21 protein-coding genes and 1 tRNA gene are annotated in these 24,196 nt (G+C 50.5%); 12 read left to right on the top strand and 10 right to left on the bottom strand.

Going from position 1 to position 24,196, the window contains the following annotated elements; all coding sequences use genetic code 11:
• The first annotated feature begins 22 nt into the window (after positions 1–22).
• The 3 genes from pncA (at position 23) to QUF18_RS08495 (ending at position 2,775) form a co-directional block, all read left to right on the top strand.
• The gene (gene pncA / locus QUF18_RS08505; protein ID WP_289386621.1) at positions 23–637 is read left to right on the top strand and encodes a bifunctional nicotinamidase/pyrazinamidase; all 615 of its coding nucleotides are present in this window, start codon (positions 23–25) and stop codon (positions 635–637) included.
• A gap of 105 nt (positions 638–742) precedes the next feature.
• Positions 743–1,924, top strand: a complete 1,182-nt coding sequence (locus tag QUF18_RS08500) for a BaiN/RdsA family NAD(P)/FAD-dependent oxidoreductase (protein WP_289386620.1) — start codon at positions 743–745, stop codon at positions 1,922–1,924.
• 179 nt (positions 1,925–2,103) lie between these two features.
• Complete coding sequence (locus QUF18_RS08495) at positions 2,104–2,775, top strand: outer membrane protein (protein ID WP_289386619.1); 672 nt, start codon at positions 2,104–2,106, stop codon at positions 2,773–2,775.
• Between the two features lie 98 nt (positions 2,776–2,873).
• Here the strand turns inward: QUF18_RS08495 and QUF18_RS08490 are convergent, their stop codons facing one another.
• On the bottom strand, positions 2,874–3,773 hold the full coding sequence (locus tag QUF18_RS08490; RefSeq protein WP_289386618.1) for a dihydrodipicolinate synthase family protein: 900 nt from the start codon (positions 3,771–3,773) through the stop codon (positions 2,874–2,876).
• A gap of 214 nt (positions 3,774–3,987) precedes the next feature.
• Here QUF18_RS08490 and QUF18_RS08485 point away from each other — a divergent pair, with 214 nt between their 5' ends.
• Positions 3,988–4,353: a hypothetical protein gene (locus QUF18_RS08485; RefSeq protein ID WP_289386617.1), complete on the top strand. Its 366-nt coding sequence runs from the start codon at positions 3,988–3,990 to the stop codon at positions 4,351–4,353.
• A 23-nt stretch (positions 4,354–4,376) separates the two neighbouring features.
• Here the strand turns inward: QUF18_RS08485 and QUF18_RS08480 are convergent, their stop codons facing one another.
• Complete coding sequence (locus QUF18_RS08480) at positions 4,377–4,736, bottom strand: MmcQ/YjbR family DNA-binding protein (protein WP_289386616.1); 360 nt, start codon at positions 4,734–4,736, stop codon at positions 4,377–4,379.
• A gap of 106 nt (positions 4,737–4,842) precedes the next feature.
• Here QUF18_RS08480 and QUF18_RS08475 point away from each other — a divergent pair, with 106 nt between their 5' ends.
• From QUF18_RS08475 to QUF18_RS08465, 3 genes are all read left to right on the top strand, one after another.
• A complete protein-coding gene (locus tag QUF18_RS08475) occupies positions 4,843–5,037 on the top strand; it encodes a hypothetical protein (protein WP_289386615.1) in 195 nt (64 codons plus the stop codon).
• A gap of 27 nt (positions 5,038–5,064) precedes the next feature.
• Positions 5,065–5,331, top strand: coding sequence for a hypothetical protein (locus QUF18_RS08470; RefSeq protein WP_289386614.1), 267 nt, complete (start codon positions 5,065–5,067; stop codon positions 5,329–5,331).
• Positions 5,332–5,497: 166 nt separating this feature from the next.
• Positions 5,498–6,025: a putative pterin-binding protein gene (locus QUF18_RS08465; RefSeq protein ID WP_289386613.1), complete on the top strand. Its 528-nt coding sequence runs from the start codon at positions 5,498–5,500 to the stop codon at positions 6,023–6,025.
• Between the two features lie 29 nt (positions 6,026–6,054).
• Here QUF18_RS08465 and QUF18_RS08460 read toward each other — a convergent pair.
• From QUF18_RS08460 to dnaG, 6 genes are all read right to left on the bottom strand, one after another.
• Positions 6,055–6,131, bottom strand: a tRNA-Ile gene (locus tag QUF18_RS08460).
• 250 nt (positions 6,132–6,381) lie between these two features.
• Complete coding sequence (locus QUF18_RS08455; RefSeq protein WP_289386612.1) at positions 6,382–6,744, bottom strand: antifreeze protein; 363 nt, start codon at positions 6,742–6,744, stop codon at positions 6,382–6,384.
• Positions 6,745–6,866: 122 nt separating this feature from the next.
• Positions 6,867–7,313, bottom strand: a complete 447-nt coding sequence (locus QUF18_RS08450; protein ID WP_374806526.1) for a YcgN family cysteine cluster protein — start codon at positions 7,311–7,313, stop codon at positions 6,867–6,869.
• A gap of 112 nt (positions 7,314–7,425) precedes the next feature.
• Positions 7,426–7,719 carry an HlyU family transcriptional regulator gene (locus QUF18_RS08445; protein ID WP_289386608.1) on the bottom strand — a complete coding sequence of 98 codons (294 nt, stop codon included), beginning with the start codon at positions 7,717–7,719 and terminating at the stop codon, positions 7,426–7,428.
• A gap of 159 nt (positions 7,720–7,878) precedes the next feature.
• Entirely contained in the window at positions 7,879–9,900 is a 2,022-nt protein-coding gene (gene rpoD, locus QUF18_RS08440; RefSeq protein WP_289386607.1) for an RNA polymerase sigma factor RpoD, read from the bottom strand.
• 462 nt (positions 9,901–10,362) lie between these two features.
• Entirely contained in the window at positions 10,363–12,336 is a 1,974-nt protein-coding gene (gene dnaG / locus QUF18_RS08435; RefSeq protein WP_289386606.1) for a DNA primase, read from the bottom strand.
• Between the two features lie 512 nt (positions 12,337–12,848).
• On the opposite strand from dnaG, the gene QUF18_RS08430 reads away from it, so the two are divergent.
• Positions 12,849–14,525 (top strand): Na/Pi cotransporter family protein, encoded by a 1,677-nt coding sequence (locus tag QUF18_RS08430; protein WP_289386605.1) that lies wholly within the window; start codon positions 12,849–12,851, stop codon positions 14,523–14,525.
• A gap of 70 nt (positions 14,526–14,595) precedes the next feature.
• Here the strand turns inward: QUF18_RS08430 and QUF18_RS08425 are convergent, their stop codons facing one another.
• Complete coding sequence (locus QUF18_RS08425; RefSeq protein WP_289386604.1) at positions 14,596–15,051, bottom strand: GatB/YqeY domain-containing protein; 456 nt, start codon at positions 15,049–15,051, stop codon at positions 14,596–14,598.
• Positions 15,052–15,660: 609 nt separating this feature from the next.
• Here QUF18_RS08425 and carA point away from each other — a divergent pair.
• Positions 15,661–16,881 (top strand): glutamine-hydrolyzing carbamoyl-phosphate synthase small subunit, encoded by a 1,221-nt coding sequence (gene carA, locus QUF18_RS08420; protein ID WP_289386603.1) that lies wholly within the window; start codon positions 15,661–15,663, stop codon positions 16,879–16,881.
• Between the two features lie 319 nt (positions 16,882–17,200).
• On the opposite strand, the gene ypfJ is transcribed toward carA, so the two are convergent.
• The gene (ypfJ, locus tag QUF18_RS08415; protein WP_289386602.1) at positions 17,201–18,130 is read right to left on the bottom strand and encodes a KPN_02809 family neutral zinc metallopeptidase; all 930 of its coding nucleotides are present in this window, start codon (positions 18,128–18,130) and stop codon (positions 17,201–17,203) included.
• A 322-nt stretch (positions 18,131–18,452) separates the two neighbouring features.
• On the opposite strand from ypfJ, the gene carB reads away from it, so the two are divergent.
• The 3 genes from carB to QUF18_RS08400 all read left to right on the top strand — a co-directional run bounded on the left by carB (position 18,453) and on the right by QUF18_RS08400 (position 24,177).
• Positions 18,453–21,944, top strand: coding sequence for a carbamoyl-phosphate synthase large subunit (carB, locus tag QUF18_RS08410; RefSeq protein ID WP_289386601.1), 3,492 nt, complete (start codon positions 18,453–18,455; stop codon positions 21,942–21,944).
• 352 nt (positions 21,945–22,296) lie between these two features.
• Complete coding sequence (locus QUF18_RS08405) at positions 22,297–22,506, top strand: cold-shock protein (RefSeq protein WP_113944690.1); 210 nt, start codon at positions 22,297–22,299, stop codon at positions 22,504–22,506.
• A gap of 468 nt (positions 22,507–22,974) precedes the next feature.
• The gene (locus tag QUF18_RS08400) at positions 22,975–24,177 is read left to right on the top strand and encodes a pyridoxal phosphate-dependent aminotransferase (RefSeq protein WP_289386599.1); all 1,203 of its coding nucleotides are present in this window, start codon (positions 22,975–22,977) and stop codon (positions 24,175–24,177) included.
• The last annotated feature ends 19 nt before the right edge of the window (positions 24,178–24,196 follow it).

Raw genomic sequence — 24,196 nt, 5'->3', positions numbered from 1 at the left:
GAGAGAGTGACGGGAGAGCAGCATGACGGAACGCGATCAAAAAAGCAGTGCGTTTATCGTTATTGATATTCAGAATGATTTTTGCCCGGAGGGCGCTTTGGGCGTTGCTGGCGGAGATACAATCATTGCCGGTATCAATCAGGAAATCGAGCGCTTTGACCATGTTGTTCTGACACAAGACTGGCATCCTGCCGATCATTCCAGCTTTGCATCCCAGCATGAAGGCCGCTCGCCTTATGAAATGATCACAATGCCTTACGGCAAACAGACTTTGTGGCCGGATCATTGCGTGCAGGGGACGCAAGGCGCCGAATTTCATAAAGACCTGCAATGGACAAAAGCCGAACTGGTGATCCGCAAAGGCTATCGCAAAGCGATCGACAGCTATTCCGCCTTCTTTGAAAACGATCACATGACACCGACGGGTCTCGGTGGCTATTTAAAAGAGCGCGGCATTAAGAATATTACGCTGGCGGGTCTGGCCACAGATTTTTGCGTCGCCTATTCCGCACTCGATGCCGCTGCACAGGGTTTCAATGTGACGGTTCTGCCAGATTTGAGCCGCGCTATTGATATTGACGGGTCACTGCAAACCATGATGAAGCAAATGCGCAATGCAGGCGTCAATTTCCGCTGATATAAATCAGTACACACCTCCACAATGAAAGGCAGCGCTCGACGGCTGCCTTTTTTGCTTTATATAAGCCCTTCCTTCTTATTACCCGTATCAGAAAGCCTCACCGTGACAGAGAAAAAAGACGTTGTAATTATCGGTGCAGGTGCTGCCGGCATGATGTGTGCAATCCGTGCTGCTCAGCGGGGTCGCTCCGTTGTGCTGATTGATCATGCCAAATCAGCGGGTGATAAAATCCGTATCTCCGGCGGTGGCCGCTGCAACTTCACCAATATTCACGCGACAGCAAAGAACTATCTGTCCGACAACCCGCATTTCTGCAAATCCGCACTGGCACGGTTCACGCCACAAGATTTTATCGCCATGGTCAATCAATATGGCATCGACTGGCATGAAAAGACGTTGGGTCAGCTGTTTTGCGATAACAGCGCCAAAGACATTATCAATATGCTGCGGACAGAAATGCAGCAGGCCAATGTCCGGCTCGATCTTAACACCACCGTTTCCGATATCAGCAAAACCACTGACGGTTTTGCGATTACAACGAGTTATGACAAGATCGAAGCCAGTTCTCTGGTGATTGCCACCGGCGGTAAATCCATCCCTAAGATGGGCGCAACCGGTTTTGCCTATCAGGTCGCCAATCAGTTTGGTCATAGTCTGATTGAAACACGTCCGGGTCTCGTGCCGCTGACGCTGGAGCCAAATCTTCTCGAACAACTCAGCCCGCTATCGGGAATCGCAGTCGATGCAGAGCTGCGTCACGGCAAAACCCGATTCCGCGAAGCCCTGCTTTTCACCCATCGCGGTATGAGCGGACCTGCGATTCTGCAGATTTCATCCTATTGGCGGGAGGGTGATGAGGTCACTTTGACCGTTGAACCGGACTTTGACTTCCTCGCATTGTTAAAAAATGCACGAAAAATGAACGGAAAACAGTCCGCTCAAACGGCTCTTGCAGAGAAATTACCCCGCCGTTTGGCTCAGTTTTTCACGGAAAAGACACAATTGAACAAGCCTCTGGCTGATTTGTCCGACAAAGTTTTGGCTAATCTCGTTGCTGCAATTCAGGATTGGCATTTTAAACCGGCAGGATCCGAAGGTTACCGCACGGCAGAAGTGACACTTGGCGGTATCAACACCAATGAACTCGACTCAAAGACAATGGAGTCGAAAAAGGTACAAGGTCTTTATTTCATTGGAGAATGTGTGGATGTAACCGGCTGGCTTGGTGGATATAATTTCCAGTGGGCATGGGCATCGGGCCATAGCGCGGGGCAGATCGCATAATATTACCGTGAGAAATAACACATTTGCGTGAGCGGCGCGCACAATTACATTATGGCCGAAAAGTGTCAATGCGATCACATTTACTTCAAGACGATAAGAACTTGCTGTTGCATTTTTGTGACAGACATTTCGATGGGTACATCTTATGTTTCTAACGAAATCAAAAAGGAGTTCATCAAATGAAATATACAACTCTGGCAGCTGCTCTGCTTCTCTCCTCCACAAGCGCTTTTGCAGCTGATGCTATCGTATACAACGAACCAGCTCCTGTTGCTGTTGCCGACACCTTCTCCTGGACAGGTGGCTATGTCGGTGTGAACGCCGGTTATGCTGGCGGCAAAAACAAGTTCAACGCATACAATGTTGACGCCTCCGCTAAAGACAACTCGAATGGTTTCCTCGGTGGTGTTCAGGCTGGTTATAACTGGCAGTTCGACCAGGTAATCGTTGGTCTTGAAACTGACATTCAGGGCGCTGGTCTGAAGTCCGATGTTGAAGTTGGCGGCCTTGGCGCAGAAGCTAAAGTTAACTGGTTCGGTACAACACGTGCTCGTCTCGGTTACACACCAGTAGACCGCTTCATGGTTTACGCAACAGGTGGTGTTGCTTACGGTAAGATCAAAGCTTCTGCTTTTGATGGCACAAACAGCTTTTCCCAGTCCGACACTAAAGTTGGTTACACTGTAGGTGCCGGTGCAGAATACGCACTGACCAACAACGTAACTCTGAAGTCGGAATACCTCTATACCGACCTCGGCAAGCTGAAACTGGACGATGTTAACGGCAACCGCTTCGGCGAAGTTAAAGCTCCGTTCCACACCGTTCGCGTTGGTGTAAACTACAAGTTCTAATCTGTTACGACAGGTTAAAAAGAAAGCCCCGGATTTCCGGGGCTTTTTTGTATCTGCATTTTTGAGCAAACATCTTGAATGACTCAAAAACGTCGCCCTCAAATTTTCCGCAGACCCTCAAGCGCCTGTGCAACCGCCTCTCTTGCTTCTGACGGGATTGGTTTAAGCGGTGCAGGCGGCAGACCTGCCGGCAAACCCAGTTCTTCCGCTATCGCATACATAACCCGCAAGCTGCTATATTGGCGAAACAGCGCCCATAAAGGCTCAAACGCCGCATCACGCACAGCAGTCGCAGCTGTATCACCACTTTGCGCCGCTCTTGTGAGCTGCAATGCCGGAACCGGCAACAAGCCCGCCACCACACTATACCAAGCCTTTGCCCCGGCAAGCAAAGCAGGTGCAGCATGCCAGTCTCCGCTATAACCAATTGCAAAATCCGGCACACATGCCGATTGCAACCGGCTTAACTCAGCCTTGAAATCACCATCTGCCGGTGCAGGCATTTTAACTGCCGCAACATTTTTCAATGCAGATATCCGCGCGAGCAAAGCTTCTGTGAATGCGAAATGCGTCGTGCCCGGATTGTTATAAATACATAAGGGCAAAGCTGTTGCGCCTGCCACTGCTTCAAAATGCAGCGCAACTTCAGCTTCTGTCAACGGAGCATAAGAAACCGGCGCCAGCAACAATCCGTCTGCCCCCGCTTTTTCCGCATCCCGCGCAAATTGCTGTGCCCAATCTGTACGCAGCGCCCCGACACCAACGATCAGCGGCACCCGTCCACCCACAGTCTCAACTGCTGTTGCCAGCACCTGCGATCTTTCAGCATGACTCAGATAAGCATATGTGCCCGTACTACCGAGCAAACCTATTGAATCAACACCCGCCTTAACCAGCCGCTCCAACATCTGCCCCAAACGATCCAGATCTATCTGACCATCTGCGTTCACAGGCGTTAAAGGAAACGCTGAGAGCCCCTGAAATAACTGTAACGGCATCCATCTCCTCCTGCGCGATCCTTTTGCGATCAACGCATTATCATGAAAATTCGACAATTGTCTCTGCAAGCGAAAGCTACAATTATTTTACAGAGATCGTCTCCCCCAGCCGATCATATTCACGGCATTTGCCTGAATAAACCGACAAAGCCCTACCACTCCTCACGTTTTATGCCTATGTATTACAGACACGTGACAATGCTTTTGGGGAAATATGAAGAAGACCTGTTTAGCTATTCTTGCGGCACTCAGCCTGTTTCCGTCTGCGTTGCATGCCGCCCCTATTGCAGAAGTCATTGCGGATATGGCGGCGAAATGCTGGATACTTCCTGAAAAAATGGATTATCAGAAAGCCCGCGCTGTGTTTGAAGTCACTTATAATGCTGATGGTGATCTCACAGAGGTCGTTGCCGTCGAGTATCAGCCCGTTCGCGAGGCCGGTAAGATTTTTGCCCTCAGCGCACAACAAGCCTTGCTTGATTGCGCCAATAAATCAGGCGCTAAATCCAGAACAATACGTGTTGTTATGAATTATACGGCTCCCAGATCCAGCGATACCTTGATTATGAAAAAGCGCTAATCCAGCGCGTCTACGCGAGCAGGTTATTCAAGAAGACCAAGTTCTCTCTGCTTCTTTTTCGACAAACCTTGCGCAACCAGATGATGAGACTCTCTGATATAATCTTTCAACTCCTCATCACTCAGACCGGGCGCTTCGTAATGCTGTATCCACTTCATGCCCCGTGAAGCAAGATAGGGTGCAGGGCGTAACCCCGGCTGCTCTTGCAGCATTTCATAAGCAATATGACTGACTTTAAAGCTGAAACTCGGCTGATCTTTATTCCAACCACCAATAACAAAAACCTTGCCGCCAACCTTCCAGACATGCGCTCCGCCCCACTGCACAACATGGGAGGTGGCAGGCAAGGATGCACAAAATGCATTATAGTCTTCATAAATCATAACTGGCCGCCATATCAAAAACGCTCTGTGCAGAAGTCGTATAATACCTTACTAACTGAAGACAACAAAATATGCCCTCTCCTCTTGCAGAAGCTTACAAAATTTTATGGCCAACGAATTATCAAACTTGGAATCCGCGACAAAATATCTTTCACCGGAGGACAAGGAGCGCTTTTTCAAACTGAAACGTGATTTGGAAAAATCCGGCGCATCCCGAAAAACTATGGAAGAGCGCTTGCGCGCTTTTCTATGGGACGTCGTAGAAGCTGATGACGATGAAGATGAGGACGATGCCTATTAAGCGTAATATCGACCTGTGAAACCCGATATGGGCTCAGCTGCCACGCTGTTTCTCTTTGCACTGCTGTTCGGCACTAGCAAAGCTCTGAGCAAACTGATCGCAGGAGCCGAAAGCTCTGAAGTACTGACAAGTTTCGCCGGAAGTGCGGTTATCGGCACTCTAATAACATGGGCTGTTGTCTGGGGTGTTTTAAGATTGTTCGAAAAACAACAATCCGCGATCACAATCACCAATTGGATTTTGGCTTTAGGCATCTTCGTTAGCCTTAGCCTCACTATTGGCAGGATGAGTTGATACTTCGTGGTTACTCCCTCTTGTCATCAAACAAACAGAGCGGGGTGGCATTTCTGCCGCAAGAAAAGTCACAGCACTTAAAACACCTGTATTGTCGCAACACAAATGACGATATATCTCTTAATTAAGACCTTCTAAATACCGAAACAAGAAAAGGTGAGCAGTGATGACGGGAGCATCAAGACGTAATTTTCTTAGAAAATTCGTAATTCTAGCCGCTTTTAGTTACAGCACCTTCATACTCACAGGCATAAGCAGTGCTCAAACCGATAAAATCGGTAATCTGCGGATTACCGATCAATCCGGTTCTACTGTCATCTTGTCTGAGGAGGAGCTTCTGAACCTGCCCCGCGCAACAATCGAAACCCAAACCGCATGGACGACAGGGGTTCATCATTTTGAAGGCATTGCTTTGACCGACATTCTCAAGAAAGCCGGTATTGATGCAAGCACTTATAATGCCTCTGCGCTGCTGCGCTTAACGGCTTGGAACGACTATATCGTCGATATACCACTTCGGGATGCAGTTGATTATAAAACGCTCATAGCAGCATTCATGGATGGCAAACGACTGACCATCAAAGATAAAGGCCCTTATTGGCTTGTTTATCCGCGTGACAGCTATCCCGATTTGCAGGATTCACGATTTGACCACAGATGGTCATGGCAGCTTAAAGAGCTCACAGTCCAATGAAACGGATTACTGATCGGAGAAATTAAAAATGGTGGGCCCGGAGGGACTCGAACCCCCAACCAAGCGGTTATGAGCCGCCGGCTCTGACCAATTGAGCTACAGGCCCACACAACTCCGATCTACCTGAATCGAAACATGATCGCAAGACCAACTCGCAGATCAGCCAAAACATTATTATTCAGTGTTTAATCACATGAAGAATATTGGCTCAAATTCCGTACATCATGATGTAAAACAATATGTTTTTGTAAATCACAGAGCCAATAATGATCCGGCAATAATCTTAAAAAACGACAGGCCGCGAATCTTTCCCTTCGCGGCCTGCAAGATATTGATTTCAGTGTATCAGTTTCCGTTTAGCGCAGGATCGGGCAACCACGCGCCTTACCAAACAGCACGCTTGCTGGTCGGCCATGACGGTAGCCTGAAACACGGATTGTCGAGCGGTTGCTGTGAACACGTGTGCCGCGAATACCCATACGAGAAGCTTTGGATGTTGCCTCGCGAGGTGAGCAGGCATAACGGTTCGGGCGATACTGCGGATGGTTATAATGTCCGTTACGATGATTAACCTGCACCACCGGTGCGCCTACACTCGTACCGCTGACTGCGACTGATACCATCGGTGTAGCGGCCTGCGCTGATGCACCGGCAGAGAAAACACCTGCAAGACCAATCAGACCTGAAACAATTACTGCTTTCATTGAAAAACCCGACATAGCATTCTCCTTGGATCGTTATTGTTGTTAAATTCAATATCCAATAAGTAGCAGGCTATTTCTGAATGCAGCAGCAATCAATCATTCATTTACAGTTCATCAAACAGTAATTATATACCCTATCAGGCAATATGGCCGGTCATATGCTTTAAAAATGCCTCTTCATCCGGCAAATCATGATCGTAAGCAGTGATTTTTCCGCGTACAGAAATACCAGCCTCATGCACTGTTTCCTTTGAGCCGGACACCAGCGGATGCCACCAGTCCAGATCCCTGCCCTCAGACACGCGGCGATAGCCGCAGGTTTCAGGCAACCAGCGCACAGTTTCAATAATCTCAGGCGTCAGAAATACGCAATCCGGCACAGTTTTTCTGCGGTTCGGATAATCCGAACACTGGCAGCTTGTACCGTCCAAAAGCGTACAGGCAACACCTGTGCCGTAAATCTCGTCCGTATCATCATCCTGCAATTTATGCAGGCAGCACTGGCCACAGCCGTCGCAAAGGCTTTCCCATTCATGCTTGTTCAGTTCACGCAGTGTTTTGGTTTGCCAGAATGGTTTGCTCATAACATCCTCACCTTCCCGCATGATTGTAACAAATTAACTGCGGCCGGATAAATCAATTTCAAAATAAAAGGCCCGGAGACCGGGCCTTTATGCATTGCAATTTCGCTTCTGTTTAGCGAAATAGCCCCTCACCTTGCTCATCAATAATCTGACGCGCTTTAATCAGAGTAATATTCACTGCATCATCCATGGTCGCAAAGCGATCTGCGCGAATGAATTTATGCTCCTGCAAAACACCGTCAATTTCTTTGCGGATCAGCCCGCATGTCTGGAACTGTCCGCCTTCGTTATAAGGCGTCGCCAGAATGATGAAGCCTTTATGCTCACTGCTTACCGGTTCAGCCTGCGCTTTATCAGCTACGGCTTCAAAACCACCAAGGCCAAAAAGGCGTTTAAGAAAAGACATTCTATCCCCCAGAGCATTTCACATTCAAGTTGCTCTAACCTGAATGGCAAGACAATGCGACCAAACAAAGAATTGAGAGCGAACGCCATGATCCCGTTGGGACGTAAACCGCTCTGGAAAAATGCCGCCACTACGAGGATGACGGCATCTTTTGTACTTTTAGCTATCCAGGAACGAACGCAATTTACGCGAACGGCTCGGATGCTTCAGCTTACGCAAGGCCTTCGCTTCGATCTGACGGATACGCTCACGGGTAACCGAGAACTGCTGACCAACTTCTTCCAGAGTATGGTCGGTATTCATACCGATACCGAAACGCATACGCAGCACGCGCTCTTCACGTGGTGTCAGCGATGCCAATACGCGTGTTGTCGTGTCGCGCAAGTTCGCCTGAATGGCCGCATCAATTGGCAGCAGCGCATTCTTATCTTCAATGAAATCGCCTAAGTGTGAATCTTCTTCATCACCAACAGGGGTTTCAAGCGAGATAGGCTCCTTAGCGATCTTCAGCACCTTACGCACTTTTTCCAAAGGCATAGCCAGCTTTTCAGCCAGTTCTTCCGGTGTCGGTTCACGGCCGATCTCATGCAGCATCTGGCGGCTTGTGCGAACGATCTTATTGATCGTTTCGATCATATGCACCGGAATACGGATGGTACGCGCCTGATCCGCGATGGAACGGGTGATTGCCTGTCTGATCCACCATGTCGCATAAGTCGAGAACTTATAGCCACGGCGATATTCAAACTTATCAACCGCCTTCATCAGACCGATATTGCCTTCCTGAATAAGATCAAGGAACTGCAAACCACGGTTGGTATATTTCTTGGCAATCGAAATCACGAGACGCAGGTTTGCTTCAACCATTTCCTTTTTAGCAATGGTTGCTTCGCGCTCACCCTTCTGCACCTGATTAACGATGCGGCGGAATTCACCGATCGAAATCGCGGTTTCAGTGGCCAGATTTTGAATTTCTGAACGCAGGTTTTCAATGCCGCGCGTTTCTTTCGCTACAAATTCTTTCCAGCCGCGTGCGGTCAGTGTAGCCAGACGTTCAGTCCAGTTAGGGTCAAGCTCATTGCCCTGATATTCTTTGAGGAATTCTTCACGGCGCACGCCGAAAGATTCCGCAAGGCGCAGCAATTTACCTTCGTTCTGAACAAGGCGTTTGTTAATGTCGTAGAGCTGCTCAACCAACGATTCAATACGGTTCTGGTTCAGCGACAGCGACTTAACCGCTTTAATCAGCTGATCTTTCAGCTCCTTATAGCGACGCTCCTGCGAGGTCGACAATTCACCGGCAGCTGCCAGACGACCTTCAACCTGCTGATCCTGCAATTTGCGCAGTTTTTTATAGGTATCAGCGATCAGATCGAGGGTTTCCATGACCTGAGGACGCAATTCGGCTTCCATCGCAGCAAGCGACAGGTTGGCTTCATCGTCTTCTTCGTCGTCATATTCTTCTTGCGTGTCACCACCAACATTGGTGATGTCATCATCATCACGTGAGCGACGACCCAATTTATCATCAGGACGAGCAGGCTGCTCTTCAACACGCTCGATAACCGGCGCCTGTTTGGCTTCCGGTCCAGCATAGGTGGTTTCAAGATCAATGATTTCGCGCAGCAAAATCTGCTGGTCGTTCAGCGCTTCACGCCAGATAATCAGAGCCTGAAAGGTCAGCGGGCTTTCGCAAAGTCCGGCGATCATTGTTTCGCGGCCAGCTTCAATACGCTTGGCAATCGCGATTTCACCTTCACGCGACAACAACTCAACCGAACCCATTTCGCGCAAATACATACGCACCGGATCGTCGGTACGATCCGTTGGTTCTTTTTTGGTTGTTGTTGTCGCCAGAGCGGTGCCGCTGGCTTCTACCAGATCGCCGCCGCTTTCTTCACTGTCATCGTCGCGCTCTTCTGCGTCGGCATCCTGCTCATCGTCTTCAACAACATTGATGCCCATATCGGACAGCATCGACATTGTATCTTCGATTTGCTCGGATGTGACTTCTTCAGAAGGCAGCACGGCATTCAGCTCGTCCATCGTGACATAGCCACGTTTCTTGGCGAGCTTGATCATTTTCTTGACAGCGTCGTCTGAAAGGTCGAGAAGCGGCCCATCGGTCGCGCCATCGCGCTCGACTTCAGCTTCTTCGTTTTCCTTTGTCTTCGTTGCCATATATTTATCTCCAGACGATCAGTTCGTTTTGTCCATCGGGCAGAATGAACAACAAAACGAGCGATTCGCGTTATGCCCCGTGACTATCGATAGAACCGGCAATAGCGCTTTCGCGTTAAAACCGGATTAACCGTGTTCCCTGCCGGATGCGGCAAATAAAACACCGGTTTGCAAATTTCATATTTACAGAGCCTGTTCAGCCCCTTATTGACCTTGTACCGGTAATGAACCACTGTTCAGATTGTGTCTTTGTTCGCCACTAAAGCGACTGACGTGTCTTCACCAATACAGTCAAAGAATGCGACTCATATGATTCGTTCATAAAAAGCGAATCATTTATGAAGATTCGCGACAGAGTGACGCCGGTTAATCACTAAAGAGTGCAATTTCCGGTCTGTTTCAGGTCAAATCAGCCCTGCTTGGCACCTTTATATTCACATTGTCTCATTTTCAGACGCTCCGTCAGAAACCGCCGGGCGGTCGTCCTGAAGACTGCCCGAACCCCTCAATGAGAGCTTCGGTCGCGTCAGCCTTGCGAATTTCACTTTGAATATCAATCAAACGTGCAAAAACCTCAGCTGAAGCTTCAGTCGTGAGAGCCTCCTCTACGGCTCTTAGTTCTTTATGTAGTGTCCGCGCCCGCAGTTGCAAGTGCATCGCCTGCTTGAGCGCTGCACGTGCATCTTCTTCGGCCGCCAGCAGCGTCGCTGGCCACAGACGCGCACGACGCACAACCAGTTCCAACTCATCCAGTAACTCGGCAAAACCACTCTCGTTGAGTGTCTTGCGCATCATCTTGCCGTCTTCAGCCAAGTGACTGGCCATCACGTCTAAAACAGCAGCATGCAATGCTGTCAGCCCCGCATGAGAAAGCTCCAGCGTTGCCACCGTTTCAAAATTCTCATCAATCAGCGGCGGGTGATTAATCAATGTCAGTACAATCGTTGCTTCCCGCAGGCTTGGCGCTGACGCACCGCCTTTTACGATGGCGGAACGGGTCAGGCTATCCGAAGCCTTGGTTGATGTCGCATTACCAAATGCGCCACCAAATCCACCACCTTTGCCGCGCTGCGGTTGAAAATTACCTTTACCGCCAAAACCGCCTGCCTGCTTACCGGCATTCTGACGTCCCCATTTCGGACCGAACAAGCTCTGCGATTTCTCACGCATATGCTGGCTGTAATAGTGTTTAACGCTCTCGTCTTTGATCCGTGCCACATGGGTGCGCATCCGTGCATCAAGCTCTGCACGGCGTTCAGGCGTTTCAAAATTGCCGCCCGCCGTCTCGCGCATCCACAGCATTTCCGCCAGAGGCTTGGAATCCTGCAATACTGTTCTGAAAGCGGACGCTCCCTGCTCCTTGACCAGATCATCCGGATCTTTGCCATCAGGCAGCAGTGCAAAAGCCAATGATTTGCCCGGCTGCAAATTCGGCAAGCCGGTATCGACCGCACGATAAGCTGCACGCAAGCCCGCCTGATCACCGTCAAAACACAAAACCGGTTCAGAGCTGATACGCCAGAGCAGTGCCATCTGCTCTTCCGTCAAAGCCGTTCCCAGCGGCGCTACAACCTCATTGAATCCCGCCTGCGCCAGCGCGATCACATCCATATAGCCTTCAACAGCAATGACCGGCTTGGCTTCCTCGCCATGCTGCGCCTGACAGGCACGACGCGCACGCACCATATTGTAGAGCACACGCCCTTTATGAAACAGCTCGGTTTCCGGCGAATTGAGATATTTGGCCGGCGCATCCGGCGACATAGCACGCCCGCCAAATGCGATAACACGGTTGCGGCTATCGGTGATTGGAAACATGATACGGTCACGGAAGCGATCATAAGACACCGCAATGCCCTCGCCATGCACCACCATGCCGCAGGCTTCAATCTGCTCGCGTGTAGCGCCTTTGGAAGCCAGATACTCTTTAAGAATATTACGCCCTTCCGGCGCATACCCGATACGGAACTCAGCTTGTGTCTGGGCACTCAGTCCGCGATCGCGCAAATAAGATCGCGCCTTAGCACCAACGGAAGCCTGCAACTGATCTTCAAAAAATCCTGCCGCCAGTTCCATCACATCATAGAGCGTGCCGCGTTTTTCCTCACGCTTTTGCTGCTCGGCATCCATCACCGGCATTGGCACACCGGCCATATCGGCAATGCGCGTTACGGCTTCCGGAAAACTCAGACCTTCAAGTTCAGTCAAAAAACGAAAATGATCGCCGGTCACGCCACAGCCGAAACAGTGATAACGACCTTTACGATCTTCACAATGGAAGCTCGGGCTCTTTTCCCCGTGGAACGGACAACATGCCCAGTAATCGCCCTTGGATGCGTTGGTTTTCTTGCGATCAAAGCTCACCCGTGTCCCGATCACAGACGATATCGGAACGCGCTCGCGGATTTCATCAAGGAAGGACGGGGGAAAACGCATACGCTTTTAAATTCTCTCTCAACTCTCTAACCGGCAACAGTCCGGCAAGTCAGAACAGTCAGACTGCTCTTCTATGTAATAACACGAATTACGGAAAAACACGCCTGCAAGCCATATCTTTCCCCGCTACACACATATTGGTGCATGCCCTTCTATAAGCAAACTACACAACTGTCATAATTATCGCTTATGATCTTATTCAATCATGCACGATAATATAGCTTACGGCCTGAAAACAAAGGATTTCATATTAGTCGGCTAAATGTCATAAATTTGTCATGAAAACTTTAAATATCATCTTTCAGAGGTATCTCCCCTCTTCCAAATTAAAGATAATATGCCTAAATTGGTTAGCCAGTGCATGATTTTCGCACTGCATTTATCCGTCCCGTACATTCAGCAAGTGAAGCACCTATACGCTGGCAGTGTGTCCGAATACGGATCATCCGGAGCTAAAAACCGGGAACAAACAAGGATGAGCTAATCATCCAGCAATAAAAAGGAATATGCATTTGAATGGTTCAGTCGTCCTCCTGCATCTGGCAGGGGCAGTCGCGTTGCTGTTATGGGCAACCCGTATGGTTCGGGCAGGTGTAGAGAGCGCTTATGGCGACCGCTTGCGACGACGGCTGCGCAAATATATGCAAAATCCCGTTCTGGCTGTCAGTTTCGGTGTATTGCTGGCCGTATCCTTACAAAGCTCAACCGCAGTCACATTGCTGGTTGGTTCTTTTGTCGGCGCAGGCTTTGTCAGCGGTGTGGCCGGTCTTATGGCAGTGCGCGGCGGCGAGCTTGGCTCTGCCCTCGTTGTTAAAATCCTCAGCTATGACCTGACCTTACTGGTTCCACTGGCATTGGTGGCTGGTACTTTTCTGTCCATGTCTTCCGAGCGTCTGTTCTGGCGGCAGAATGGTAAAATTCTGGTCGGGATCGGCCTGCTTATTCTCTCGCTGGAGCTGACAGGCGAAGCGACAACACCACTGCGCGACAGCCAGTTGCTGCCGGTGATTGTTGATTATCTGGCCAGCGATCCTGTCACCACCTATCTGCTTGCAGCTCTGATGACATGGCTGTTCCACTCATCCATCGCAGCCATTATCCTGCTCACTACTTTTGCCTCACGCGGGCTGATTCATCCTGATCTCGCTGTGGTCATGGTTCTGGGCGTCAATCTAGGCTCCTCTATTATCGCACCACTGCTCACACGTAATGCACCGCCGGAAACCCGTGTTGTGCCTTTGGGCAATCTGTTGATGCGCGGTGCCGGATCGCTGGTTATTCTGATCCTGTTTCTAACTTTCAAACCATCGGTCGCGTTTCTTGGTGCCGATCCGGTTAGTCAGGTGGTCAATTCGCATATCCTGTTCAACATGATTATTCTGGTCGCAGGCATCCCGCTCTCCGGCTTGGTACTGCGTGCCACGGAAGCGCTGGTTAATCTCAAAGCGAAACCGGAAACCCCGAGTGAAACTATCTTCACGCAGGAAATCAGCGCACTGGATATGAGTGTGATTACCTCCCCGCCATTGGCACTCGGCAATGCGACACGCGAGGTTGTACGTACCTGCGAAACCGTTGATGTGATGCTGCGCCGTATTATTGATCTTTACGAGAAGCCGGATCAGGTCAGCATTAATGAACTGGCCAAGCTGGATGATCGTCTGGATAGCCGCCATGCTGCTATCAAGTTTTATCTGGCAAAGCTGGCAACGCAAAAACTGACCGAAGACGAAGCTTTGCGGACACAGGAACTGCTTGGCGCTTGCGTCAAGCTGGAACAGGTTGGCGACATTATCGTGCGCAATATGCTGGTGCATGTGCAGAAGAAGATGGATCGCAAGCTGGAATTCACCGAGGAAGGCTGGGATGAGCTGACAGAATTCCACGCTATGGTTCTCTCAAACGCGCATCTGGCCTTTAACGTATTGGTATCGCGGGACAGCTATACGGCCCGCCAGCTCGTACGTGAAAAAGACCATCTGCGGGATATGGAAAAACGCACCAGTGAAATGCATTTCCAGCGCTTGCGCGAAGGTACAGTTCGCAGTGTCGAAACCAGCTCGATCCATCTGGATACGATCCGCGATCTCAAGCAGATCAATTCGCTACTGGCTTCAATGGCCTATCCGGTACTGGAAGAAAAAGGCATGCTCGGCGGCACACGCCTTAAGGCCGCCACGGAAGGCTAAACGAGCCACTACTTCAATGAAAAAAGCCGCGCTGTCACCAGCGCGGCTTTTTTTTGCATACAATATAAACTTAGCTGCCAAGCAGTTCTTTGAGTACCGCGCTGGCTTTAGCAAAATCCATCTGGCCAGTGTAGCGCTCTTTAAGAACAGCCATAACCTTGCCCATATCGCGCAGGCCTTCAGCGCCAACTTCTGCAATAGCAGCAGCGCTATTCGCACGAACTTCTTCATCGCTGAGCTGTTGCGGCAAAAATTCTTTGATAATCACAATTTCCGCGCGTTCAGTTTCTGCCAGTTCAAGGCGATTGCCTTCTTCGTACATCTTGGCAGATTCTTCACGCTGCTTGATCATCTTGGCGAGGATTGCCAGAATTTCATCATCCGACACAGGGTCTTTACCCGCGCCGCGATTGGCAATGTCACGATCCTTCAGAGCAGCCAATATCAGGCGCAGCGTTGAAGAACGCATTTTTTCATGGGCTTTCATAGCCGTTGTCAGAGCTTGAGAAATTTCCTGACGCAGCATGTCTTGTCTCCTTAAACAGGATAGCAATCGTGTTTCGTTATCCGGTCTGTTAAATTTATAAGATCCGGCACAGGCTCAGCACAGAGGGCGCATCACTCAAACATTCTCTTGAGTCCGCACATCATGCCCTGTTTTAAAGAAACAGAAACATGCGCTGTGCATAAAAGCGGAACGCTTCCGTAGACGATAAAACTGGCCGGAATAAGCAAATCACTGGCCTTATAGCGCAATTGACTATCAAGGCGAAAGTGCATGGAGGATTTTTCTTCAAATCCCTGCCTGCTTCATATAGGCTGAAAATACATAATTTCGAGCCTTCTGGTCGCTTTTCAGCTCTTGATCCGCTTTTATCGGGAAAACATGAGCATCAGGAATTGACCGCAGGCTAAGATTTCTTTACATTATTAATCTTAGCAGAAGATTTTTTCATTCTCGCGACGGGGCTCATTGTATCCGGCGCGTTTTTGCACGCCATGTATTCGTAATACAGGGATGCCTCTGCACATATAACACATAGTTGCCGTTCAGAAAGCCAGACACTGGCTGAGTTCCGGACGCGACACGCTTAAATAGCAAGCACAGCGCGCAATTTTGATCAGGAGTGCCTCAATGACCGAAACCACACCGAAAACTGCACCCTGGACGACCTCCAAGCCTACAGCTGTTCTCGTATTGGCAGATGGCACTGTTATTGAAGGCAAGGGTGTCGGCGCAGTCGGCGCAATTGAAGCAGAAGTTTGCTTCAACACTTCCCTCACCGGCTATCAGGAAGTTCTGACTGATCCGTCCTATGCAGGACAGATCGTAACCTTTACATTCCCGCATATCGGCAATGCCGGCACGAATGAAGAAGACAGCGAGCGCCTTAATCCGGCCAGCCGCTCCGGTGCAGTCGGCACCATTATCAAAGCTGATATTACCGCACCGTCGAACTACCGCTCCAGTCAGGATTTTGACAAATGGCTGAAACAGCACGGTATTATCGGCCTCAGCAATATTGACACCCGCGCACTGACCGCCCTGATCCGTGAAAAAGGCGCAGCCAATGCGGTCATCGCGCATGATCCGAGCGGCAATTTCGACATTCCGGCGCTGAAAAAACGCGCGAGCGCTTGGGCTGGTCTGGTTGACCTCGATCTCGCCAAGAATGTGACATCCGGCCAGTCATCCGTATGGACTGAAAAATCATGGGTCTGGAACGAAGGCTACAGCAATCAGGCTGATGAGCAATTCCACGTGGTGGCTGTAGACTACGGCATCAAACGCAATATTCTGCGTCTGTTTGCTGACCTCGGTGGCAAGGTCACGATTGTACCGGCAACAGCAACTGCGGAAGATATTCTGGCACACAAGCCGGACGGTATTTTCTTGTCCAACGGCCCTGGTGATCCGGCAGCAACCGGTGAATATGCAGTGCCGACCATCCAGAAGCTGATTGAAACCGATATTCCGCTGTTTGGTATCTGCCTCGGCCACCAAATGCTGGCACTGGCAACAGGCGGCAAAACTGTGAAGATGCATCAGGGTCATCACGGCGGCAACCATCCGGTTAAAGACCATACAACCGGTAAAGTTGAAATCGTTTCGATGAACCACGGTTTTGCGGTGGATGCAGACAGCCTGCCTGCGGGCGTGGAAGAAACACATATCTCGCTGTTTGACGGCACCAATTGCGGCCTGCGCCTTATCGGCAAGCCGGTATTCTCGGTACAGCACCATCCAGAAGCTTCACCGGGACCGGAAGATTCATTCTACCTGTTCCGCCGCTTTATCAATCTGATCCGCGCACGCAAGGGTCAAGATCCGCTACCGGAACGCGACGCGGCCTGAGCTTAAAAAGGAACGCGACGTAACCTAGAACGAAACAAAAAGGCCGGTGATTTTCACCGGCCTTTTTCATTTCTTCTTATTTTTCTATCAAGCACGAGGTTGTATTCGGGATGATGGCGTGGCGAAAATGGTGATTTTCGAGAACCGGAGCGCAGCGTACCCTGCATAATCCTTTCATCGGCTGATGAAAGATTAGATTATGCAGCCTTAAAGATCACGGCAACCTTTGCACGTCCTATTGGACGTGCGGTGCCGTGTGTACGTGAGCACCGGAAGTCGAGAAAAGCGCCATTTGCAGACCGTCAGCGCGCGAATACCACTAGATAGGGTTATTGAAAGTATCGCAGGCATCCACCTTGCCGGTATCGAAGCCGCGTTTGAACCATTTGGCGCGCTGTTCGGACGTACCGTGGTTGAAGCTTTCCGGCACGACATAGCCCTGCGAACGCTTCTGCAAAGTATCATCACCTATCTGATGAGCGGCATTCAGAGCCTCTTCGAGATCGCCCTGCTCCAGCAAACCTTTCTGCTCGGTATATTTACCCCAGACACCGGCAAAGCAATCAGCCTGCAGCTCCACACGCACAGACATGGCATTGGACTGCGCTTCGCTCATGCTCTGACGCATCTGGTTGAACTTCGGCAGAATGCCCAGCAGGTTCTGAACATGGTGACCGACTTCATGCGCAAGCACATAGGCATGAGCAAAATCACCTGAAGCGCCGAAACGCTTGTCCAGCTCATTATAGAAGCTCAGGTCGATGTAAACTTTGTTGTCACCCGGGCAATAGAACGGCCCCGAGGCAGCTCCGGCAAAACCGCAGGCAGATTTAACCTGCCCATCAAACAATACCAAAACCGGCTTTTTGTAGGTCTGGCCGGCAGCTTGAAAAATACCGCTCCAGACTTCTTCGGTTTCCTTCAGCACAACGCGGCTGAATTTGGCGGCTTCGTCATCGGCGCGCGGAGCGGTTGCCCCGCCACTCGAATAGCTGCCGGAACCTTGTGTGCTTTGGATAGAACCATCGCCGAACAGGATTGGCAGCGGATTGATGCCAGCCATCCACAGAACGAGCGCGATCACGCCCATAATAACAATACCGGAGAACCCGCCACCTTTTACAACGCGAAAACCAGGGCCACCGAGACCGCCGCCGCGCATACCCCCACGGCCCAAGCCACCACGTCCGCCGCTATCACCACGGCGATCCTCAACATTGTCACTCTCTTCGCGACCTTGCCAGCGCATCAGCGCTCTCCTTATTTTTCACAATTCCGTGTCAGCCATAATAAAGCGGAAAAGCCGTGCCCGCTACTCTGTCGTCATGTAATTTAGCCAAGATCAAAGACAGATCATTTTAAAAGCGCCCAGAAGCCGGTCAATTTTAAATAAGATTTGTTATAAACGCATATTTTCTCGCAAATATCGCATTTAAGGGGTTACTTTCCGTGGATTGATTACCTATAAGACACGCTTAGCCCAGACGCATCATACAGCCTCTGAACCCGACGGTCTTACCGTTCGGGCTTTTGTCGCAGAGCCAAATAAGCGCTAAACACAGGATAGAGCCATGCCAAAACGCACAGACATCAAATCGATTCTGATTATCGGAGCGGGACCAATCGTTATCGGTCAGGCATGTGAGTTTGACTATTCAGGTACCCAAGCCTGTAAAGCCCTCAAAGAAGAAGGCTACCGGATCATTCTGGTGAACTCCAATCCGGCCACCATCATGACAGATCCTGATCTGGCAGATGCAACTTACATTGAACCGATCACACCGGAAGTTGTGGCCAAGATCATTGCTAAAGAACGCCCTGATGCCTTGCTGCCAACCATGGGCGGCCAGACAGCGCTGAATACAGCGCTTTCACTGAAACGCATGGGTGTACTCGACCGCTATAATGTTGAAATGATCGGCGCAGACGCCAAAGCCATTGATAAAGCCGAAGACCGCGCATTGTTCCGCGAAGCTATGGCGAAAATCGGCCTCGAAACACCAAAATCCATGCTGTCCAATGCGACAGATGTTAAAAACGAAGATCGCAAAGCCCATAAGATCAAGCGCGAAGAGTTGAAAGCAAAGCTCTCCGGCGATGATCTCGACAAGGCGCTCGACAAGCTGGAAACTGAATGGCAGCTCGGCGAAACCGACCGCAAGCAGCGTTACATGACCCATGCTATGGCCTTAGCGGCGCAGGCACTTGACCATGTTGGTCTGCCAGCGATTATCCGCCCGAGCTTTACGCTTGGCGGCACCGGTGGCGGCATTGCTTATAACCGCTCGGAATTCTTTGAAATCGTAGAAGGCGGCCTTGATGCTTCGCCAACCACCGAAGTGCTGATTGAAGAATCCGTACTCGGCTGGAAAGAATATGAAATGGAAGTTGTGCGCGACAAAGCGGACAACTGCATCATTATCTGTTCGATCGAAAATATCGACCCTATGGGTGTGCATACCGGTGACAGTATCACTGTTGCCCCTGCTCTGACGCTGACTGATAAAGAATATCAGATCATGCGCGATGCCTCGATTGCAGTCTTGCGTGAAATCGGCGTTGAAACCGGCGGCTCGAACGTACAGTTCGCGGTTAATCCTGAAAATGGTCGTCTGATCGTTATCGAAATGAACCCGCGTGTATCGCGTTCATCCGCCCTGGCTTCCAAGGCAACCGGCTTCCCGATTGCTAAAGTCGCAGCCAAGCTGGCTGTTGGTTACACCATGGATGAGCTGGAAAACGACATTACCGGCGGTGCAACACCGGCTTCGTTTGAGCCAAGCATTGACTATGTTGTCACCAAAATTCCACGTTTTGCCTTTGAGAAGTTCCCGGGCGCAAACAATGTTCTGACCACCGCCATGAAGTCGGTTGGTGAAGTTATGGCTATCGGCCGTACTTTTCAGGAATCTTTGCAGAAAGCCCTGCGTGGCCTTGAAACCGGCCTGACCGGCCTTGATGAAATCGCCATCCCGAATATCGAAGATGGTGATGAAAAAAGCGCGATCCGCGCTGCCATCGGCACACCAACGCAGGATCGTTTGCGTATGGTTGCACAGGCTATGCGCCTCGGCATGCCGCTGGATGAAATTCATGCGGCCTGCAAGATCGATCCTTGGTTTCTTGAGCAGATGGCTGAAATCGTGGCCATGGAAGAACGTGTGCGTGAACACGGCTTGCCGCAAGATGCTGAAAATATGCGCCATCTGAAGGCTATGGGCTTCTCGGACAGCCGTCTTGCCGGTCTGATCCGTAAAGATGCCAAGGATGTTGCCAAACATCGTACAGAGCTGAAAGTACACCCGATTTTCAAGCGCATCGATACCTGTGCTGCGGAATTCGCATCACCGACAGCTTATATGTACTCAACCTACGAAACACCTTTTGCTAATATTGATGCTTGTGAAGCCAATGTTTCCGAGCGCAAAAAGGTTGTTATCCTTGGCGGTGGCCCGAACCGTATCGGTCAGGGTATCGAGTTTGACTATTGCTGCTGCCATGCGGCCTTCGCGCTGAGCGATGCCGGTTATGAGGCGATCATGATCAACTGTAATCCGGAAACGGTTTCGACAGACTATGACACTTCAGACCGTCTGTATTTTGAATCGTTGACCGATGAAGATGTGATCGAAATTCTGCGTAAAGAGCAGGAAAAAGGCACATTGCATGGCGTGATCGTACAGTTCGGTGGTCAGACACCGCTGAAACTGGCGAATGCACTGGAAAAGGCCAATATTCCGATCCTCGGCACCTCACCGGATGCAATTGATCTGGCAGAAGACCGTGACCGTTTCCAGAAACTGCTGATCAAGCTCGGTCTTAACCAGCCGAAGAACGGCATTGCTTATTCCGTTGAACAGGCACGTCTGATTGCCGGTGACCTCGGCTTCCCGCTGGTTGTTCGCCCTTCTTATGTTCTGGGTGGTCGCGCCATGCAGATCATTCATGATGAGCGTATGTTGCAGAAATACCTGCTGGAAACCGTTCCTGAACTGGTGACAGAAGATATTAAAGCCAAATATCCGAATGATAAAACCGGCCAGATCAACACGCTGCTGGGCAAAAACCCGCTGCTGTTCGATACCTACCTGACCGATGCAATCGAAGTGGATGTGGACTGCCTCTGCGATGGTAAAGACGCTTACGTTGCCGGTATCATGGAGCATATTGAAGAAGCCGGTATTCACTCCGGTGATAGTGCCTGCTCCCTGCCGGTTCACACATTGAGCGATGAAATCGTTGCTGAACTCGAACGCCAGACCATTGCCATGGCCAAGGCGCTCAATGTCGGCGGTCTGATGAACGTGCAATATGCGATCAAAGACAATGTCATCTATGTGCTTGAGGTCAACCCACGTGCATCACGTACGGTGCCTTTCGTGGCTAAAACCAACGGCACACCGATTGCCAAGGTTGCAGCGCGCATTATGGCTGGTGAAAGCCTTGAACAGGCACTCGCAGCCTATGGCGGCAAGCCGGATGTCAAAGCACAGCGCCACATCGCTGTTAAAGAAGCTGTGTTCCCATTTGCCCGCTTCCCGGGCGTAGACACTCTGCTCGGCCCTGAAATGCGCTCGACCGGTGAAGTCATGGGTCTTGATTATGACTATGCGCTGGCTTTCGCGAAAGCGCAGCTTGGTGCAGGCGTTGATCTGCCACGCGACGGTACGCTTTTTGTGTCTGTTCGCGATCAGGACAAAGCACGTATCGTCTCGGCGGTTAAACGTCTGGCGGATCAAGGCTTCAAAATTCTGGCAACCGGCGGCACACAGCGCTATCTGGCAGAACAGGGCATCGAAGCCACCAAGATCAACAAGGTGCAGGAAGGCCGTCCGCATATTGAAGACGCCATCCGTAACCGTCAGGTTCATATTGTCTTCAACACAACAGACAGTGTCAGCGCGGTTTCCGACAGCAAGTCAATCCGCCGTGCGGCTCTGATGCACAAGCTGCCATATTACACCACGATGGCCGGTGCCGAAGCTGTGTCAGAAGCCATTGCAGCTCTGAAGGCTGGCTCGCTGGAAGTTCGCCCGTTACAGGACTACTTCAAGAAAGCCTGATATAAGGCTTTTTGAAAGATTATTATAAAAAGGCAGCCTGTTCGGGCTGCCTTTTTCTTTGCAAAATTTCAGAAAATAAATCGGTTCTGCAAGTATTCTCCGGCGCGAATAATCCTGCAAGCTACGGATATAGCTTAAAAAATTATTCTCACGCCCTGTGAAATTTCGTGAGTACCCGCCTTGTATTGGTCAAAAATGTCGCATATGTTAACTCCATCGAATTTTCGGTCGGGTGATTTTGCGGCCCGCACGGCAATGCCTTGCATCCATGATCTTCCATCAATAACTTCGATCCACCGGGAACGTCCTCAGGGGCGAACCTGAATTTACTATGTATTTGAAGGAATTTCCCATGACTACGGGAACAGTTAAGTGGTTCAACACGACCAAGGGTTTCGGTTTCATTCAGCCTGATCAGGGCGGCACAGACGTGTTCGTTCATATCTCCGCTGTACAGCGCGCTGGCTTGGCTCAGCTCGATGAAGGCCAGAAAGTTTCTTACGAAATCGTGCAGGACCGTCGCTCTGGCCGTTCATCTGCCGACAACCTCGTTGCAATGTAATTTGCAATAGGTTCAGAGCCGCATTTATGCGGTTCAGGCTTGAGATACAGGGCGTTCCGGTCACACTGACTGACAATCTGGGATCGAATAAAAGGCGGGTTTACCCGCCTTTTCTTTTTATCATTGATTTGTTTTAACACACCGTATTTACACCGCGATATAAAAGCTTTCCTTGCACTTTCTCCGGCTTTGCGACATAAAGCTGTAGCCTCTGTCTGAACAGTCCGGCTCTATATCAGCGTTGCTCCCCACCGGCATAAAACAGTAGATACTGTCACTTCTCCGGATACATTATGCGACCAGATCAGTCTGCGCTCGCGAAGGGCTCAACAACGCGTTATGGCGGTTGCTCAGTCACCGGTTACAACGCTTGAATAAGCGCAGTTGAGGAGATTGCGCATTGTTTGGGTTTTCCTTTATTGTCCGGCCTATCAGCCGGATCGCCAGTTCCATTCAGGAGTAATGATCATGGCATTCCTCGCCGACGCACTGTCCCGCGTAAAACCATCTGCCACAATCGCTGTCAGCCAGAAAGCGCGTGAGCTGAAAGCCAAGGGCAAAGATGTTATCAGCCTTGGTGCAGGTGAGCCGGATTTTGATACCCCTGAAAATATTAAACAGGCTGCAATCGACGCGATTAATCGCGGCGAAACCAAATATACTCCGGTTTCCGGTATCCCTGAACTGCGCAAGGCAATTGCTGCGAAGTTCAAGCGTGAAAACGATCTGGACTACACACCGGAACAGACAATCGTTGGTACCGGCGGCAAGCAAATTCTGTTCAACGCGCTGATGGCAACCCTCAATCCGGGCGATGAAGTGATCATCCCTGCACCATATTGGGTCAGCTATCCCGAAATCGTTGCCCTGTGCGGCGCAACACCGGTAACCGTTAACACCACGATGGACAACCAGTTCAAGCTGCAGGCAGCTGATCTGGAAGCTGCGATCACGCCAAAAACCAAATGGCTGATCCTCAACATGCCATCGAACCCGACTGGTGCGGCCTATACGGAAAGCGAAATCAAAGCGCTGACCGATGTGCTGCTGCGTCACCCGCAGGTCTGGATTCTGACAGACGATATGTATGAGCATCTCGTTTACGGCGAATTCAAATTCAAGACCCCTGCTCAGGTTGAGCCAAAGCTTTACGACCGCACGCTCACCATGAACGGCGTTTCCAAAGCCTATGCTATGACCGGCTGGCGCATTGGTTATGCTGCAGGCCCTCTGGAACTGATCAAAGCCATGGACATGGTACAGGGTCAGCAGACTTCCGGCGCATCTTCGATTTCTCAATGGGCAGCTGTTGAAGCTCTTAACGGCCCGCAGGATTTCATTGATACGAACAAAGCAATCTTTCAGGGTCGCCGCGATCTCGTTGTTTCCATGCTCAATCAGGCCAATGGCATCAACTGCCCGACACCGGAAGGCGCATTCTACGTCTATCCGTCTTGCGCAGGTCTGATCGGCAAAACTGCGCCATCGGGCAAGGTTATTGAGACAGACGAAGATTTCGTATCCGAGTTGCTGGAAGCAGAAGGCGTTGCCGTTGTTCACGGTTCGGCTTTTGGTCTTGGACCAAACTTCCGCATTTCCTATGCAACATCCGAAGCTCTGCTGGAAGAAGCCTGCATCCGCATTCAGCGTTTCTGCGCCTCCCTGCGCTAAACCGCTTTATTGCTACAAT

It is taken from the genome of Pseudochrobactrum kiredjianiae (assembly GCF_030362795.1).
In the GTDB taxonomy this organism is placed as follows: Bacteria; Pseudomonadota; Alphaproteobacteria; order Rhizobiales; family Rhizobiaceae; genus Pseudochrobactrum; species Pseudochrobactrum kiredjianiae.
Note: the sequence above shows the minus strand (reverse complement) of the source record. Positions and strands in the feature narration are given on the sequence as shown.